This is a genomic window from Enterobacter bugandensis (assembly GCF_900324475.1).
GTDB classification, from domain to species: domain Bacteria; phylum Pseudomonadota; class Gammaproteobacteria; order Enterobacterales; family Enterobacteriaceae; genus Enterobacter; species Enterobacter bugandensis.
In genome coordinates, this window is record NZ_LT992502.1 from 1,029,280 (window position 1) to 1,045,353 (window position 16,074).

The following is a 16,074-nucleotide window of genomic DNA, read 5'->3' on the forward strand; positions in this document are numbered from 1 at the left end:
CACGTCCCTACAAATCTGGAGAGTTTTTTCCCTCTTCGATGAACTCGGCGTCCAGCTCTTCGGCATTGCCCGCGTGATCGCGGCCGGAGAAGAGGTTCCAGCAGGCGATAAACAGCGCGGCGATGAGCGGCCCAATCACAAAGCCGTTAATGCCGTACAGCTCCATACCGCCGAGGGTAGTGATTAAAATCAGGTAGTCCGGCATTTTGGTGTCTTTCCCCACCAGCAGCGGGCGCAGGATATTGTCCACCAGCCCGACAATAATCACGAAGAAGCCAACAATAAACAGCCCCTGCCAGAGCTGGTGCGTGGCGAACAGGTAAATGGCGGCTGGCACCCAGACAATCGCCGAGCCGACGGCGGGGACCAGCGAGAGGAACGCCATCAGCGCGCCCCAGAGCACGCTGCCGTCGATGCCCACGATGGCAAACGCGATCCCGCCAAGCGTGCCCTGAACGACGGCCACCACTGCCGTCCCTTTCACCGTCGCCCGGGAGACGCCGACGAACTTGGCGAACAGGTGCTGTTTAACAAAATCAGACAGCGGCAGGGAGTCGAGGATCTGGCGTACCAGATACGGTCCATCCTTCAGCAGGAAGAACAGCAGATAAAGCATGATGCCGAAGCTAATCGCAAAGCCAAACGTGCCTTTGCCGATCAGGAACGCGCTGCCCGCCAGATACTGCCCGCCCTGCAGCGCAACGTCGGAGAGTTTTTTCTGGATCTGCGCCGCGTTGGTCAGGTTGTGATCCGCCAGGAAGCCGCTGGCCCAGTCCGGCAAGTGGTTGAAGATGCTCGCCACTACCTCCGGGAATTGGGTGTTGTTCTCCTGAAGCTTCGTGTAAACCACGTTCAGCTCAATGGCGAGCGAGGAGAGGATCACCATCAGCGGGATGAAGACGATCAGGCAGATAATGCCAATCGTCAGCAGCGAGGCCAGCCCGTTGCGATCCCCCAGAGCGGCGCGCAATTTGTTTTTTACCGGGTTGAAAATGACGGTCAGAATAGCGGCCCACAGTATCGCGGAGAAATAGGGCGACAGCACGTCGAAGAAGGCCCAGGTCACAAGGGCGAGAATGAAAATAAAGAAACCTTTGGTCAGTCCGTTAAAGCGCATCAGTCAGTCCTGGTTACTAAGAAACTGTGACGACTATAGAACCGATTGCGAGAATTACCAACCCGGCGGCCAGTTCAGCAATATCGCAGTATGAATTTGCGCTTCTCGGATAGCACTTTCGACTGACCGAAGATCGCACGTTCCCGCACCATGCTGTTAGTATCTGCTTGCGGAGGTGCTTATGGCCTGGCGTCCCATTCTTTATGTGATCCTCACAACCCACCCCAGACTCAGCGCGCGGCGTGCCCGTTTACGTCTGGTCATCTAGCTTTTTATTAACAATCGCGGTATAACACCTTCTTTGGATGTTTAGATGTCCATACGTATAGAAGGTAATATGCAAACACAACAAGAAAATGGACAGCTTAAGCGCACCATGAAAACACGCCACCTGATAATGCTCTCGCTGGGCGGCGTGATTGGGACAGGGTTATTCTTCAATACCGGATACATCATTTCCACCACCGGTGCGGCGGGCACGCTGCTGGCGTACCTGATCGGCGCGCTGGTGGTCTGGCTGGTGATGCAGTGTCTGGGTGAACTCTCCGTGGCGATGCCGGAAACCGGCGCGTTCCACGTCTATGCCGCCCGCTATCTCGGCCCGGCGACGGGCTATACCGTGGCGTGGCTCTACTGGCTCACCTGGACGGTTGCGCTCGGCTCGAGCTTTACCGCCGCCGGGTTCTGCATGCAGTACTGGTTCCCGCAGGTGCCCGTCTGGGCGTGGTGCGTAGTCTTTTGCGTGGTGATTTTCGGCCTTAACGTCATCTCCACGCGCTTCTTTGCCGAAGGGGAATTCTGGTTCTCGCTGGTGAAGGTCATCACCATCATCGCCTTTATCATCCTCGGCGGGGCGGCGGTCTTTGGTTTCATCCCGATGCAGGACGGTTCACCCGCGCCGGGCTTAAGCAACCTCACCGCCGAGGGCTGGTTCCCGCACGGCGGCCTGCCGATCCTGATGACCATGGTGGCGGTGAATTTTGCCTTCTCCGGGACCGAGCTTATCGGCATCGCAGCGGGTGAAACGGAAAATCCGCACAAGGTCATTCCGGTTGCGATCCGCACCACCATCGCGCGGCTGATCATCTTCTTTATCGGCACCGTGTTTGTGCTGGCGGCGCTGATCCCGATGCAGCAGGCGGGCGTGGAAAAAAGCCCGTTCGTGCTGGTGTTTGAAAAGGTCGGTATTCCTTATGCCGCTGATATTTTTAACTTCGTGATCCTGACGGCGATCCTCTCGGCGGCGAACTCCGGGCTGTACGCCTCCGGGCGCATGCTGTGGTCGCTCTCGAATGAGAAAACGCTCCCGCGCTGCTTTGCCCGCGTGAACAAAAACGGCGTGCCGCTGACGGCGCTCTCGGTTTCCATGCTCGGCGGCGTGCTGGCGCTGTTCTCAAGCGTGGTGGCCCCGGACACGGTGTTTGTCGCACTCTCGGCCATTTCTGGCTTTGCGGTGGTGGCGGTGTGGATCAGCATCTGCGCGTCGCACTTCGTTTTCCGTCGCCGTCATCTGCAGTCCGGCCAGCCGCTCTCTGCGCTGCAGTACCGCGCGCCGTGGTATCCGCTGGTGCCGGTGCTCGGTTTTATCCTCTGCGTGGTGGCCTGCGTCGGCCTGTGGTTTGACCCCAGCCAGCGCATTGCCCTTTATTGCGGGCTTCCGTTCGTCGCCCTGTGTTATGGTGCCTACTACCTGACCCGAAATATGACATCGCAGGAGCCTGAACATGTCGCAGAATAATCCGCTTACCGCCATCCTTGAAAAACAGCCGTTTGTGGTGCTGGATGGCGCAATGGCAACGGAGCTGGAAGCGCGCGGCTGTAACCTTGCAGACAGCCTCTGGTCGGCCAAAGTGCTGGTGGAAAACCCGGATCTTATCCGTGAAGTGCATCTTGATTACTACCGCGCGGGCGCGCAGGTGGCGATCACCGCCAGCTACCAGGCCACGCCTGCGGGCTTTGCGGCACGCGGTCTGGATGAGGCGCAGTCCCGCGCGCTGATTGGCAAAAGCGTGGAGCTGGCGCGTAAGGCGCGCGAAGCGTACCTGGCCGAAAACCCGCACGCGGGCACGCTGCTGGTAGCGGGCTCCGTTGGGCCGTACGGCGCGTATCTGGCAGATGGCTCAGAGTATCGCGGCGACTACGTGCGCAGTGCCGAAGAATTCACAGAATTCCATCGCCCGCGCGTGGAAGCGCTGCTGGACGCGGGTGCAGACCTGCTGGCCTGCGAAACGCTGCCGTCGTTCACGGAAATAAAGGCGCTGGCCGCGTTGCTGACGGCGTATCCCCGCGCACGGGCGTGGTTCTCCTTCACCCTTCGCGACAGCGAGCACCTGAGCGACGGTACGCCGCTGCGGGAGGTGGTTTCTTCTCTGGAGGACTATCCGCAGGTCGTCGCGCTGGGCATCAACTGTATCGCGCTGGAAAACACCACGGCGGCGCTGAAGCAGTTGCAAAGCCTGACGCCGCTGCCGCTGGTGGTCTACCCGAACTCGGGCGAGCATTATGATGCGGTAACCAAAACCTGGCACCACCACGGCGAAGCGTGCGAGACGCTGGCGGGGTATCTGCCGCAGTGGCTGGCGGCTGGAGCGAAGTTAATCGGCGGATGCTGTCGCACCACGCCGAAGGATATTGCAGAGCTGAACGCGCAGCGCTGAGTTTGTGCCGGGTAAGGCGCAGGCGCCACCCGGCACAAACCAACCGCACAAAATCAACTATCCTTTCCCGCTTTTTTTCTAAAAACGAATCGTCATTAGCGATTCTTTTTTATTCCTTTATCAAAATTCCCGCGCCGGAAATACTGCCCTCATAACAACAGGGGAGCAGGCATTATGGCAATTTCATCGCGAATCACACTTCTCGGCGCGCTGGCGCTGTGGGCATTTCAGGCGCAGGCGGTGGACGTTACCGTCGCATATCAAACCTCGGCTGAGCCGGCGAAGGTTGCGCAGGCGGACAATACCTTTGCGAAAGAGAGCGGCGCGAAAGTCGACTGGCGCAAGTTCGACAGCGGCGCGTCCGTCGTGCGTGCGTTAGCGTCCGGCGACGTGCAGATTGGCAATATCGGCTCCAGCCCGCTGGCGGTCGCGGCCAGCCAGCAGGTACCGATTGAGGTGTTCCTCCTCGCCTCTCAGCTCGGTAATTCCGAAGCGCTGGTGGTGAAGAAAAACATCACCAAACCGGAAGACCTGATCGGCAAACGCATCGCCGTGCCGTTTATCTCCACCACCCACTACAGCCTGCTGGCGGCGCTCAAACACTGGGGCATCAAGCCGGGGCAAGTGCAAATCATCAATCTTCAGCCGCCGGCGATTATCGCCGCCTGGCAGCGCGGGGATATTGACGGGGCCTACGTGTGGGCACCGGCAGTAAACGAGCTGGAAAAAGACGGCACCGTGCTGACCGACTCCGAGAAAGTGGGCCAGTGGGGCGCGCCGACCCTCGACGTGTGGGTGGTGCGCAAAGACTTTGCCGAGAAACATCCTGAGGTGGTGAAAGCCTTCGCCAAAAGCGCGATTGCCGCCCAGCAGCCGTACATCAGCAACCCGGATGAGTGGCTGAAGCAGCCCGCCAACCTGGAAAAACTCTCCCGCCTGAGCGGCGTGCCGGAAGCGGACGTGCCGGCGCTGGTGAGGGGCAATACCTATCTGACCCCCGCGCAGCAGGTGCAGCAGCTAAACGGGCCGGTGAGCAAAGCGATTGTAGATACCGCCACCTTCCTAAAAGAGCAGGGCAAAGTGCCTGCGGTCGCGGCGGATTACAGTCAGTACGTCACCGACCGCTTTGTGAAATAAGGAGTTCGCCATGCTGAACATTACGAACCTGTATGCCGATTACGGTGGTAAACCCGCGCTGGAGGACATCAACCTGACGCTGGGCAGCGGTGAACTGCTGGTGGTGCTCGGCCCGTCCGGCTGCGGAAAAACCACGCTGCTGAATCTGATCGCCGGGTTTGTACCGTATCAGCACGGCACCATTCAACTGGAAGGCAAAAAGGTGGATGGCCCTGGCGCCGAGCGCGGCGTGGTCTTTCAGAACGAAGGATTGCTTCCGTGGCGCAACGTGCAGGAGAACGTGGCGTTTGGGCTACAGCTTGCGGGTGTGAACCGTGAACAGCGGCTGGCAACCGCGCGGGCGATGCTGAAAAAAGTGGGGCTGGAAGGGGCGGAAAAACGCTTTATCTGGCAGCTTTCCGGCGGCCAGCGTCAGCGCGTCGGGATCGCCCGCGCGCTGGCGGCGAATCCGCAGCTGTTGCTGCTGGACGAGCCGTTCGGGGCGCTGGACGCCTTTACCCGCGAGCAGATGCAAACCCTGCTGCTGCGCCTGTGGCATGAGACGGGCAAGCAGGTGCTGTTAATTACCCACGATATCGAAGAGGCGGTGTTTATGGCGACCGAGCTGGTGCTGCTCTCGCCGGGGCCGGGGCGCGTGCTGGAGCGGCTGCCGCTGGATTTCGCACGCCGCTACGTCGCGGGAGAACCCGTGCGCAGCATCAAATCCGATCCGCGGTTTATTGAGCAGCGTGAATACGTCTTAAGCCGCGTGTTCGAACAGCGGGAGGCCTTCTCATGAGCATCGTCTTTAGTGAAAAAACGCGCCGCACGCGTCTGGCGCTGCGCTGGCCTTTCTCACGTCAAATTACGCTGAGCGTCGGTACGCTGTTGGTGCTGCTGGCAGCGTGGTGGGCGGTTGCGGCCCAGCAGTGGGTCAGCCCGCTGTTTCTGCCGCCGCCGGGACAGGTGCTGGCGAAACTCATCTCCATCGCCGGGCCGCAGGGCTTTATGGACGCTACGCTCTGGCAGCATCTCGGCGCAAGCCTGACGCGCATTCTGGTGGCGCTGCTGGCGGCGGTGGTTATCGGTATCCCGGTCGGGATCGCGATGGGCCTAAGCCCGACGGTGCGCGGCATCCTTGACCCGCTGATTGAGCTTTACCGCCCGGTGCCGCCGCTGGCCTATTTGCCGCTGATGGTGATCTGGTTCGGTATCGGCGAAACGTCGAAAATTCTGCTGATTTATCTGGCGATTTTCGCGCCGGTTGCCATGTCGGCGCTGGCGGGCGTGAAGAGTGCCCAGCAGGTGCGCATTCGTGCGGCGCAGTCGCTGGGGGCCAGCCGCACGCAGGTGCTGCTGTTCGTGATTCTACCCGGCGCGCTGCCGGAGATTTTAACCGGGCTGCGCATCGGCCTCGGCGTGGGCTGGTCCACGCTGGTGGCGGCAGAGCTGATCGCCGCCACGCGAGGATTAGGGTTTATGGTTCAGTCGGCGGGAGAGTTCCTGGCGACTGACGTGGTGCTGGCAGGGATCGCGGTGATTGCCGCGATCGCCTTCGGATTAGAACTGGGGCTGCGCGCGCTACAGCGCCGCCTGACGCCCTGGCATGGAGAAATACAATGAGTGAACGACTGACCATCACCCCGCTGGGGCCGTATATTGGCGCGCAGGTGTCGGGCCTGGATGTGTCCCGCCCGCTGAGCGATAACCAGTTTGAGCAGCTGTACCACGCGGTGCTGCGCCATCAGGTGGTGTTCCTGCGCGAGCAGGCGATCACCCCGCAGCAGCAGCGCGCGCTGGCGTTGCGTTTTGGCGACCTGCATATCCACCCGGTCTATCCGCATGCGGAAGGGGTGGAGGAGATTATCGTTCTGGATACCCACAACGATAACCCGCCTGACAACGACAACTGGCACACGGACGTCACCTTTATCGAGACGCCGCCCGCCGGGGCGATTCTGGCAGCAAAATTACTGCCAGAGACCGGCGGCGATACGCTGTGGGCGAGCGGGATTGCGGCGTTTGAGGCGCTCTCTGCGCCGTTCCGGACGCTGCTGAGCGGCCTGCGGGCGGAGCACGATTTCAAAAAATCGTTCCCGGAATATAAGTACCGTAAAAGCGAAGAGGAGCATCAGCGCTGGCTGGAAGCGGTGGCGAAGCATCCGCCGCTGCTGCACCCGGTGGTGCGCACCCATCCGGTCACGGGCAAGCAGGCGCTGTTCGTGAACGAAGGATTCACGACGCGCATTGTGGACGTGACGGAGAAAGAGAGCGACGCGCTGCTGGGATTCCTGTTCGCTCATATCACTAAACCGGAGTTTCAGGTGCGCTGGCGCTGGCAGGAGAACGACCTGGCGATCTGGGATAACCGCGTGACGCAGCACTACGCCAACGCGGACTATCTGCCGCAGCGAAGGATTATGCAGCGTGCGACGATTTTGGGCGATAAGCCATTTTACCGCCCCTGATCCTGGAGTACCCGTAGGCCGGGTAAGCGCAGCGCCACCCGGCGAAAACGGTGCACAATTGCCGGCCAATTAAAGGTGCGCCTCAATATACCGCTGATATCGGTTCGCCTTCAGGTAGCACAAATCCACCAGCACCAGACCGTCTACGCAGTTGTTGAACGCCGGGTCGCTGCCAAAATCAATAAACTGCACGCCGCCGGGCTCGCATAGCTCGGAATACTGTTTATACAGCGGCGGTATGCCGCAGCCCAGATTGCCGAGCAGGGATTTCAGCTTCGTCAGATCGTCCACGTAATCCAAGCCGCCAAACTGTGCCAGCACGTCCGGTAAGGATGCCGGATACGGCTGACGTGACGCGGCTAGCGGATGCGTCGCCGGGAACCACAGGCGGTAAAAGGCGACCAGCAGATCCCGTGCCGCAGGCGGTAAGCCGCCGGAGATGGAGACGGGGCCAAACAGGTAGCGATAATGTGGGTAACGCGCCAGGTAAGCCCCGATGCCGGACCATAAATAGTCCAGACCGCGACGCCCCCAGTAGCGCGGCTGAATAAAGCTGCGCCCGAGCTCAATGCCGTGCTCAAGCACGTCCTGCATTTTGTCGTCGTAGTGGAACAGGCTGTAGCTGTACAGACCTTCAACGCCGCGCTTTTCGATCTGCATGGCCGTCGGCATAAAGCGATACGCCCCGACGATCTCCAGATCCTCTTCATCCCAGAGGATCAGGTGCAGATAATCGTCATCGTAGCTGTCGGTGTCCCGGCGTTTACCGCTCCCTTCCTCCACCGCGCGAAACGCAATCTCGCGCAGGCGGCCCAGTTCGCGCAGAAGAGGCGCCTCTTCCTGCCCGTTGCGCTGCCACAGGTAGATGGTTTTACCGTCGCTGGTTTTACCCAGACACTCCGCCTGCGCCAGCTCGCGTTTCAGGGTGGCCCGGTCTTCCGGACGGGCAATGGCGCACTGGGTTTTGAAGACGCCAGGCAATCCCTTGCCAAGACGCATCACGTGCTGACGGCACTGCTCGGCCATCTCACGTGACGAAAGCGTGGCGCTATGCCAGTGATGCCAGGCGATTTGCTGGCCGATTTTAATCGGCAGCTGGCTGTGGCGGCGGCGGAACATCTGCTGCATTAGCAGCAGCATCGACAATGTCGGCGACACCAGCGTGCTGGCATAAAAGAGCAGGCTGTTATGCGCCTGAATATGCACCGGCAGCAGCGGGGCGCGCAGCTTGCTGGCGAGTTTGATAAAGCCGGAGTGCCATTTTTTATCGCGAATGCCTTTGCGCGTGGGGCGTGAAACTTCACCCGCCGGGAAGAAGATCAGCACGCCCGCGTTTTGCAGATGCTGCTCCATCTGAACCAGAGACGATTTCGCCGTCCTGCCGCCCATATTGTCCACCGGAATAAACAGCGAACTGAGAGGCTCAAGGTGGGTCAGCATCCGGTTGGTCACGACTTTAACGTCGCGCCGCACGCGGGAGACGGCGTACATCAGCGCCAGCCCGTCCAGCGTGCCTGTCGGGTGGTTGGCAATAATAACCAGTGGGCCATGTTCGGGGATTTGTTCGAGATCGCGGGCGGAAACGGTGCAGAGAATATCAAGGTGCTCCAGAACTTGCTCCACCATATCCAGTCCTTTCAGGTGGCGGTGAGCGGCGGCAAACTGCTGGAATTCTTCTTCGTAAAACAGCCTTTTTAACAGACTTTTTTGCCAGGGTGCAGGCCTCGCCTGAGGCCAAAGATCGTCGAGAACGCTATCGAGGCTAAACATGATTACTCCTCCTGCCGTCTTGCGAAGACAGTAGAAGGAGCAGATGTCGGTTGTATTGCAGTTTGGTGAAGATTAGCGGAGGATTTTTTTCTCGGCCAGATCCAGCGCGAAGTAGCTGAAGATCAGATCCGCGCCCGCGCGTTTGATCGCGCCCAGGCTTTCGAGGATCACTTTCTCTTCGTCGATGGCACCGGCCAGCGCAGCGAATTTGATCATCGCGTATTCACCGCTCACCTGGTATGCCCCCAGCGGCAGTTCGGTGCGCTCGCGGATGTCGCGCAGAATATCGAGATAGGCGCCAGCCGGTTTCACCATCAGGCAGTCTGCGCCCTGGGCTTCATCAAGCAGGGATTCACGAATCGCTTCCCGGCGGTTCAGCGGGTTCATCTGGTAGGTCTTACGATCGCCCTTCAGCGCCGTACCCGCCGCTTCACGGAACGGGCCGTAGAAGGAAGAGGCAAACTTGGTGGAGTAGGACATGATGGCGGTGTCGGTAAAGCCTGCCGCATCCAGCGCCTGACGGATAGCCTGAACCTGTCCGTCCATCGCCGCAGAGGGCGCGATAAAGTCCGCACCCGCAGCGGCAGCCACGACCGCCTGCTTGCCGAGGTTCAGCAGGGTGGCATCGTTGTCCACGCCGTGATCGCACAGTACGCCGCAGTGCCCGTGGGAGGTGTATTCGCAGAAGCAGGTGTCGGACATGACCACCATTTCTGGCACGGTATCTTTGCAGATGCGGGACATGCGGGCCACGAGGCCATCCTCTTTCCATGCATCGCTGCCGGTGGCGTCGGTATGGTGGGAGATGCCGAAGGTCATCACCGAGCGGATCCCCGCGTTGGCAATGCGTTCAATCTCGCGGGCCAGGTATTTTTCAGGAATGCGCATCACGCCCGGCATGGCTTCGATGGCTTTGTAGTCATCAATCTCTTCTTCAACAAAAATCGGCAACACCAGATCGTTTAAGCTCAGTGTTGTCTCTTCAAACATAGCGCGCAGTGCGGGTGACTTACGCAGGCGGCGGGGACGTGCAATTAAATCGGTCATGGTATGCCTGATGTTTGTGGAACAAAGAAGGTTAGTGTACCTCAAAGTGAAGTGAGGTGTTTTACTAAAGTGGGCATTTTGATACCGATTAATGCGGCCTGTCTATGATTGCCAGTGAATTATATATAATTAACTAATCCTGCGGAATGTCGGTTCGAATTATTGATGTTAATTCTATTACGAAGGGAATGTATAAATAAAAATGATCTGTTTATAAAACTTATATCACCTTTGCTTGTTTAGTTTATTTTGACTTTTTCTTTATAGTATTTATATTTAGCGCTCTTTTTCTCTCGTTTTACATCTGCTGATTGTCTGGATACGGACTTAAATGAATCATTCATTGAACCTTTTCTGAATGAAACTGCATAATTCACTCCGCAATTAAACATTGCTAATTGATTTACGGACAAACATGCTTACGTCCCTGAGGAGGGATGACCCAATGCAAACATGGAAAAAGAAACTGGTTGTATCTCAACTTGCATTAGCTTGTACGCTGGCTATCGCTTCTCAGGCTAATGCGAAAGATATTTCCGGTACGACATATAATACTTTTGGATATGATAATACCGCATCTACGCCGTGGTATTATGGCTACGCAGATTGGGATTACTCGGATGCCACCCATGATGGTGACATTTATCCGGTCATCAATAAATCAACCGTAAACGGTGTTATTTCGACTTACTATCTGGATGATGGGGTCAATGGCCGTGCGAACGCGTTGAGTATTTCTAACAGCACCATTAACGGCATGATCACGTCAGAGTGTATGACCACGACGTGTGCAGATGGCGTGGATACTGACGGCACCAGTCATACCCAGTACGATCGTTTTAGCCTGACCGTTGATAACTCCACCATCAACGATGCCTACGAGCATTACGCGTATGATGTCGTCAATGGCGAGAATACTGAAACGCATTATCTGGACACCTATGGTCTGGGTAACGCAATTACCCTGGACGTTGAATCTGATATCGTTATTCAGAACAACTCCCACGTCGCGGGTATCACGCTGACGCAGGGTTATCAGGAACTGGATAACACACCATACGACGGCGTTGAAGGCGTTGCTAACAGCAGCAATGTCTTTACCGATACGCTGGTGGTGAAAGACTCCGTACTGACCTCTGGTGCGTACAGCGATCTGGGCACCAACGGGTTCTACGGTCAAACGGCGAAGCCGAGCGACTACGGTGAAACCAACGCCTCGGCTGCGGATGATGCGGCGCTGATCGTTGCGGCCGGCGCGTCTGATAACGCCATGCAGACCACCGCTACCTTCGATCACTCTACCGTAACGGGTGACATTCTTTTCTCCAGCACCTTTGATAACAACTTCTACGAGAATGGCGATCCGGCAACGGATACCACTGAAGATGGTGTCTATAACCCAACCACCAACGGCTGGGACGGTACCGATACACTGGATGTTACGCTGACTAACGGCAGCAAGTGGGTCGGTGCAGCGCAGTCCAGCGTTGAAGCTATCGGCACTGCGCAGATGTATGGCCAGGGCTACAGCAACGTTGACTGGCACGCTCTGTCCCCGAACAGCATCTGGCCTGATTCTACCTTCGACAGCAACGGTCACGTTGCCGGTGAAGAGGTGTACCAAAGCGGCCTGTTCAATGTGGCGCTGGATAACGGTTCCGAGTGGGATACCCGCAAGGTCTCCAACATTGATGCGCTGACGGTGAACAACCAGTCTCAGGTCAATGTTGAAAACTCCGGCCTGCTGGCGGATTCAATCACCCTGACCAATGCTTCAACCATGAATATTGGCGACAGCGGAGCCGTGGCAACCGACAGCCTGTATCTGGACAGCTATAGCCGTGCGGCACTGACTGAAGAGACAGCAGAGCTGTATGCCAACACCATTACCGTAGACAACGGTGCCGAGCTGGCGCTGGGTCTGGGTCAGGTTGATACGCACAATATGGTACTGACCGATGGCGGCGTGCTCAACGTTGCCAGCCGCGATTATGTGCTGAACAGTGATCTGAACAACGCACGCTATATCACTAACGATCGCTACAACGCGGAGTATGACTACGGTGTTGTCGCGCTGAACTCCGACGGCCATCTGGCGGTGAATGGTGACGTTGCCGGTAACTACAAGGTGCGCATCGACGATGCAACCGGCGCTGGTTCAGTTGCCGACTACAAAAACAAAGAGATCATTCGCGTCTACGACAATAACGCAGATACCGCAGCCAGCTTTACTGCTGCAAACAAAGCTGATTTAGGTGCTTATACCTATCAGGCGCAGCAGGAGGGTGACACCGTTGTTCTCCAGCAGAAAGAGCTGACTGACTACGCCAACATGGCGCTGAGCATTCCTTCTGCCAACACCAATATCTGGAATCTCCAGCAGGATACCGTGGGTACGCGTCTGACCAACAGCCGTCATGGCCTGGCAGACAACGGCGGAGCGTGGGTGAGCTATTTCGGCGGCAATTTTGACGCGGATAACGGCACCGTCAGCTACGATCAGGACGTAAGCGGCATTATGGTCGGTCTGGACACGCAGATTGACGGTAATAATGCGAAGTGGATCGTCGGTGGTGCAGCTGGTTTTGCGAAAGGCGATATCAGCGATCGTACGGGTCAGGTCGATCAGGACAGCCAGACTGCGATGATCTACGCGTCTGCGACGTTTGCGAACAACGTCTTCCTCGACAGCTCACTGAACTACACGCGCTTCAACAACGAACTCTCAGCCACGATGAGCAACGGTCAGTATGTTGACGGTGATACAACCTCTGACGCTGTCGGCTTCGGGATGAAGCTGGGCTATGACTGGAAACCAAACCTCTCAGGCTATATCACCCCTTATGCGGCGATTTCCGGTCTGTTCCAGTCAGGCGACGACTACCAGCTGAGCAACGACATGCGTATCGATGGTCAGTCTTACGACAGCATGCGTTATGAACTTGGCCTGGATGCGGGTTATACCTTCAACTACGGCGGCGAACAGGCGCTGACCCCGTACTTCAAGCTGGCTTACGTCTATGACGATGCTGACAATAATGCTGATATCAACTCTGACAGCATTGATAACGGCGTCGAAGGCTCTGCGGTTCGCGTGGGGCTGGGCACTCAGTTCAGCTTCACCAAAAACTTCAGTGCTTACACCGATGCGACTTATCTGGGCGGCGGCGACGTTGACCAGAACTGGGGAGCAAACCTGGGTGTGAAATATACCTGGTAAATAGAAAGCGCGGGGGATATTTTCCCCCGCTTTTTTATATGGTTTAAAAATAATAAAGAACCGACAGATACAGATGCTTTGAGGTATGCATGAACGTTAATGCGAAACCACTTTCTGAATTAAGCCGGCTCGCAAAATGTCTGGAAGTCGCCGGTACCCCCTTTAAGATCGAACCACAGCAATTAATAACAACCGGCAATAATGATGATGAGCCATTTACTTTTATAATACAGTCTGGTCTTACCGCTATCCATCGTAAATCTGATGAACTTCTGATGGGCATTGCGCAGGCACCTTTTATCTATGGTTTGAATGCATGGATAAATGATAGTTATCTGGAATATTCCATGATGACACACACAACCTGTTCTGGATTTTATTTACCGGTCTCTGCCACGCGTCAACTTATTCAGCAAAATCATCTCTGGCAGGATGCTTTCTGCTGGGTGTCATGGATTAACCATATTCTGGGCAAGCGTGACCTGCAGCTGGTGGGAAATAACTCTTATAGTCAGATCCGGGCGATGTTGATCAATATGGCCGAGTGGGATGACTCGCTGCGCTCAAAAATTGGCGTTATGAATCATATTCAGCGTAGTACACGTATTTCACGTTCGGTCGTTGCAGAAGTCCTGGCTGCGCTGCGTCAGGGGAACTACATCAATATGAGCCGGGGCAAGCTGGTCAGCATCAACCGCTTGCCCACGGAATATTAAGATCAGTTAGACGCAGTAAGCACCTGGGCTTTATTGGCGCTCAGTTCGGTCACCAGGTTATTGATGCCGTCACTCATATTAACGAAGCGCGTGTTCGGAGAACGGGTGACTACCACAAACGCGCCCACGTTGGACTGCGGAATCATTGCCATGTAGGTAATGAATCCGCCGCCGCCGCCGGTTTTCTGAATGATGCCCGGACGACCATTTTTCGGTGCCATATAGACCCAGCCCAGGCCGAGCGCATCGGCTTTACCCGGCACGTCCATCCCGATGACGCGATGCAGCTGAGTACGCTGATAGATAAGAGTCTGCATACGATCGGCCTGGCTGCTGCGGGAGTAAAAATCCGAAGAAAGGAACTGCTGCATCCAGCGCATCATGTCGCCAGGGGTGGAATAGACCCCGCCGCTGCCCACGGCCGCCAGCGTGTTGTTACAGGGGCTTGCGCCTTTCTCTGCCACCATCAGGCGTTTGCACTGGTCCGGGGAAGGGGTAAAGGTGGTGTCTTTCATGCCCAGCGGACGCGTGATCTGCTCTTCAAAAAGCTGCGGGTAAGGTTTGCCCGCCGCCGTTGAAAGCGCATCCGCCAGCAGATCGAACGCCAGGTTCGAGTAAGAGGCCTGCGAGCCCGGCGCGGATTTCAGCGTGGCGGTGCTCAGGTAGTTCCAGCGCTGTTGGCGCGTTGGCCAGACAAAAACGTCGCGGTGCGCCGCGCCGCCCGGCTGCTCGCGCGGCAGAGCGCTGGTGTGCGTCGCGAGGTTCACCAGGCGAATTGGCGTGCCCTGATACGTCGGCACGCGGGCACCCGGCGGGGCGTATTTGCTGAGCGGATCGTCGAGTTTTACCACGCCCTGGTCGAGCAGCTTCACCAGCATTTCGCTGGTCATCAGCTTGGTTAAGGACGCGACGCGCACAACGGAATCCAGCTGCGGACGAACGTTATTACCTGGACGCGTTTCACCAAAGCTGCGGAAAACGCGCTGGTTGCCGTCGATGACCACCATTGCCATCCCGGTCGCGCCGCTGCCGTAATAGATAAGGTTCGCGTAGCGATCGGCAATATCGGAAGCCAAAACGGGCGCCGTCAGCGGCTGGGCTGCCTGGGCGGTGGAGAAGCTCACCGCACACAGCGCGGCAAAAGAGAGCAGACAACGTTTCAACGAAAAGCATCCATGAAGTGAATGAGGAAAGTAATGGGTATTTATACTACTAATCGGCACCGTGCAATGCCCCGAATAGCATAACCATAGCGAGAAAAACGTAACCATGGGTAAATATGAAGAATTTCCCTGCGAGCGCTCTCCCATTTTGTGACATCGGGCTTATGATAGGCACCAGTGTTACTCAATCTTGCGGAGAACGGTATGTCTGAAAAGCGTGTGGTAATGGTGGTTGATATGCAGAACGGGGTGTTTGAAACCCCGCGTCATCAGCGCGAGACGTGTGTCTCTCTGATCAACCAGCTTACGCAGGCTGCCGACACGGTGATTTTTATTCAGCATGCCGAGGCCGGGGGGCTGGAAGAGGGAAGTGACGGGTTTGCGTTGCTGCCTGAACTCCATCAACCTGCTGGTGCGCTGTACGTGACCAAAACCGCCTGCGATGCCTTCTATAACACCGGGCTTGAGGCACTGTTACGCGCGCAGGGCATTCGCGAGTTTGTCATCTGCGGCTGCGCCACCGATTACTGCGTTGACGCCACGGTCAAGAATGGCGTCAGCCGGGGTTACCACATTACCGTGGCGGAAGATGCCCACACCACCGCCAACCGCCCGGCTGCTGAAGCACAGATCCTGATTCACCACCACAACGACGTCTGGCGAAACTTCATTGCGCCGGCGAACCCTGTCGCGGTGAAACGCACCGAAACAATTCTCGAAAACTGGAAAGCGAACTAATAATCAACCCACGGGTCTGACCTTTTTGCCCGAGCCGGGGTCCGGCTCGGGCAAGGTATTCG

The 16,074-nt window shown here is 57.1% G+C and carries 13 protein-coding genes; 9 read left to right on the top strand and 4 right to left on the bottom strand.

Annotated elements, in window-relative coordinates; translation table 11 throughout:
• Positions 1-7: 7 nt before the first annotated feature.
• On the bottom strand, positions 8-1,117 hold the full coding sequence (locus DG357_RS04925) for an AI-2E family transporter (RefSeq protein WP_047367583.1): 1,110 nt from the start codon (positions 1,115-1,117) through the stop codon (positions 8-10).
• 337 nt (positions 1,118-1,454) lie between these two features.
• Between DG357_RS04925 and mmuP the strand changes: the two genes are divergently transcribed.
• From mmuP to tauD, 6 genes are all read left to right on the top strand, one after another.
• The gene (mmuP, locus tag DG357_RS04930) at positions 1,455-2,855 is read left to right on the top strand and encodes an S-methylmethionine permease (protein ID WP_041911121.1); all 1,401 of its coding nucleotides are present in this window, start codon (positions 1,455-1,457) and stop codon (positions 2,853-2,855) included.
• Positions 2,842-3,774, top strand: a complete 933-nt coding sequence (gene mmuM, locus DG357_RS04935; RefSeq protein ID WP_048959544.1) for a homocysteine S-methyltransferase — start codon at positions 2,842-2,844, stop codon at positions 3,772-3,774. The genes mmuP and mmuM overlap by 14 nt, the downstream gene beginning before the upstream one ends.
• 174 nt (positions 3,775-3,948) lie before the next feature.
• Positions 3,949-4,911 carry a taurine ABC transporter substrate-binding protein gene (gene tauA / locus DG357_RS04940; RefSeq protein ID WP_088205248.1) on the top strand — a complete coding sequence of 321 codons (963 nt, stop codon included), beginning with the start codon at positions 3,949-3,951 and terminating at the stop codon, positions 4,909-4,911.
• Between the two features lie 10 nt (positions 4,912-4,921).
• Complete coding sequence (gene tauB, locus DG357_RS04945; RefSeq protein ID WP_048957570.1) at positions 4,922-5,689, top strand: taurine ABC transporter ATP-binding subunit; 768 nt, start codon at positions 4,922-4,924, stop codon at positions 5,687-5,689.
• Positions 5,686-6,513, top strand: a complete 828-nt coding sequence (gene tauC / locus DG357_RS04950) for a taurine ABC transporter permease TauC (RefSeq protein WP_041911117.1) — start codon at positions 5,686-5,688, stop codon at positions 6,511-6,513. Before tauB ends, tauC begins: the two co-directional genes overlap by 4 nt.
• Positions 6,510-7,358, top strand: a complete 849-nt coding sequence (gene tauD / locus DG357_RS04955) for a taurine dioxygenase (protein ID WP_041911116.1) — start codon at positions 6,510-6,512, stop codon at positions 7,356-7,358. Before tauC ends, tauD begins: the two co-directional genes overlap by 4 nt.
• A gap of 69 nt (positions 7,359-7,427) precedes the next feature.
• Here tauD and DG357_RS04960 read toward each other — a convergent pair whose 3' ends face one another.
• Positions 7,428-9,128 (bottom strand): lysophospholipid acyltransferase family protein, encoded by a 1,701-nt coding sequence (locus tag DG357_RS04960; RefSeq protein ID WP_088205246.1) that lies wholly within the window; start codon positions 9,126-9,128, stop codon positions 7,428-7,430.
• A gap of 72 nt (positions 9,129-9,200) precedes the next feature.
• Positions 9,201-10,175 (bottom strand): porphobilinogen synthase, encoded by a 975-nt coding sequence (gene hemB / locus DG357_RS04965; RefSeq protein ID WP_045259875.1) that lies wholly within the window; start codon positions 10,173-10,175, stop codon positions 9,201-9,203.
• A gap of 445 nt (positions 10,176-10,620) precedes the next feature.
• Between hemB and DG357_RS04970 the strand changes: the two genes are divergently transcribed.
• Positions 10,621-13,395 (top strand): autotransporter outer membrane beta-barrel domain-containing protein, encoded by a 2,775-nt coding sequence (locus DG357_RS04970; protein ID WP_088205245.1) that lies wholly within the window; start codon positions 10,621-10,623, stop codon positions 13,393-13,395.
• 89 nt (positions 13,396-13,484) lie between these two features.
• Positions 13,485-14,111, top strand: coding sequence for a helix-turn-helix domain-containing protein (locus tag DG357_RS04975; RefSeq protein ID WP_048959626.1), 627 nt, complete (start codon positions 13,485-13,487; stop codon positions 14,109-14,111).
• Positions 14,112-14,113: 2 nt separating this feature from the next.
• Here the strand turns inward: DG357_RS04975 and ampH are convergent, their stop codons facing one another.
• Positions 14,114-15,274, bottom strand: coding sequence for a D-alanyl-D-alanine-carboxypeptidase/endopeptidase AmpH (ampH, locus tag DG357_RS04980; RefSeq protein ID WP_047367588.1), 1,161 nt, complete (start codon positions 15,272-15,274; stop codon positions 14,114-14,116).
• 204 nt (positions 15,275-15,478) lie between these two features.
• Between ampH and DG357_RS04985 the strand changes: the two genes are divergently transcribed.
• Positions 15,479-16,012, top strand: a complete 534-nt coding sequence (locus tag DG357_RS04985; protein WP_048959627.1) for an isochorismatase family protein — start codon at positions 15,479-15,481, stop codon at positions 16,010-16,012.
• Positions 16,013-16,074 lie beyond the last annotated feature (62 nt).

Bases quoted from the DNA above. Each gene is read 5' to 3' on its own strand.
- DG357_RS04960 (WP_088205246.1), bottom strand. From the start codon at position 9,128: ATGTTTAGCCTCGATAGCGTTCTCGACGATCTTTGGCCTCAGGCGAGG.
- mmuP (WP_041911121.1), top strand. From the start codon at position 1,455: ATGCAAACACAACAAGAAAATGGACAGCTTAAGCGCACCATGAAAACA.
- tauB (WP_048957570.1), top strand. From the start codon at position 4,922: ATGCTGAACATTACGAACCTGTATGCCGATTACGGTGGTAAACCCGCG.
- DG357_RS04970 (WP_088205245.1), top strand. From the start codon at position 10,621: ATGCAAACATGGAAAAAGAAACTGGTTGTATCTCAACTTGCATTAGCT.
- tauC (WP_041911117.1), top strand. From the start codon at position 5,686: ATGAGCATCGTCTTTAGTGAAAAAACGCGCCGCACGCGTCTGGCGCTG.
- DG357_RS04985 (WP_048959627.1), top strand. From the start codon at position 15,479: ATGTCTGAAAAGCGTGTGGTAATGGTGGTTGATATGCAGAACGGGGTG.
- DG357_RS04925 (WP_047367583.1), bottom strand. From the start codon at position 1,117: ATGCGCTTTAACGGACTGACCAAAGGTTTCTTTATTTTCATTCTCGCC.
- hemB (WP_045259875.1), bottom strand. From the start codon at position 10,175: ATGACCGATTTAATTGCACGTCCCCGCCGCCTGCGTAAGTCACCCGCA.
- tauD (WP_041911116.1), top strand. From the start codon at position 6,510: ATGAGTGAACGACTGACCATCACCCCGCTGGGGCCGTATATTGGCGCG.
- mmuM (WP_048959544.1), top strand. From the start codon at position 2,842: ATGTCGCAGAATAATCCGCTTACCGCCATCCTTGAAAAACAGCCGTTT.
- tauA (WP_088205248.1), top strand. From the start codon at position 3,949: ATGGCAATTTCATCGCGAATCACACTTCTCGGCGCGCTGGCGCTGTGG.
- DG357_RS04975 (WP_048959626.1), top strand. From the start codon at position 13,485: ATGAACGTTAATGCGAAACCACTTTCTGAATTAAGCCGGCTCGCAAAA.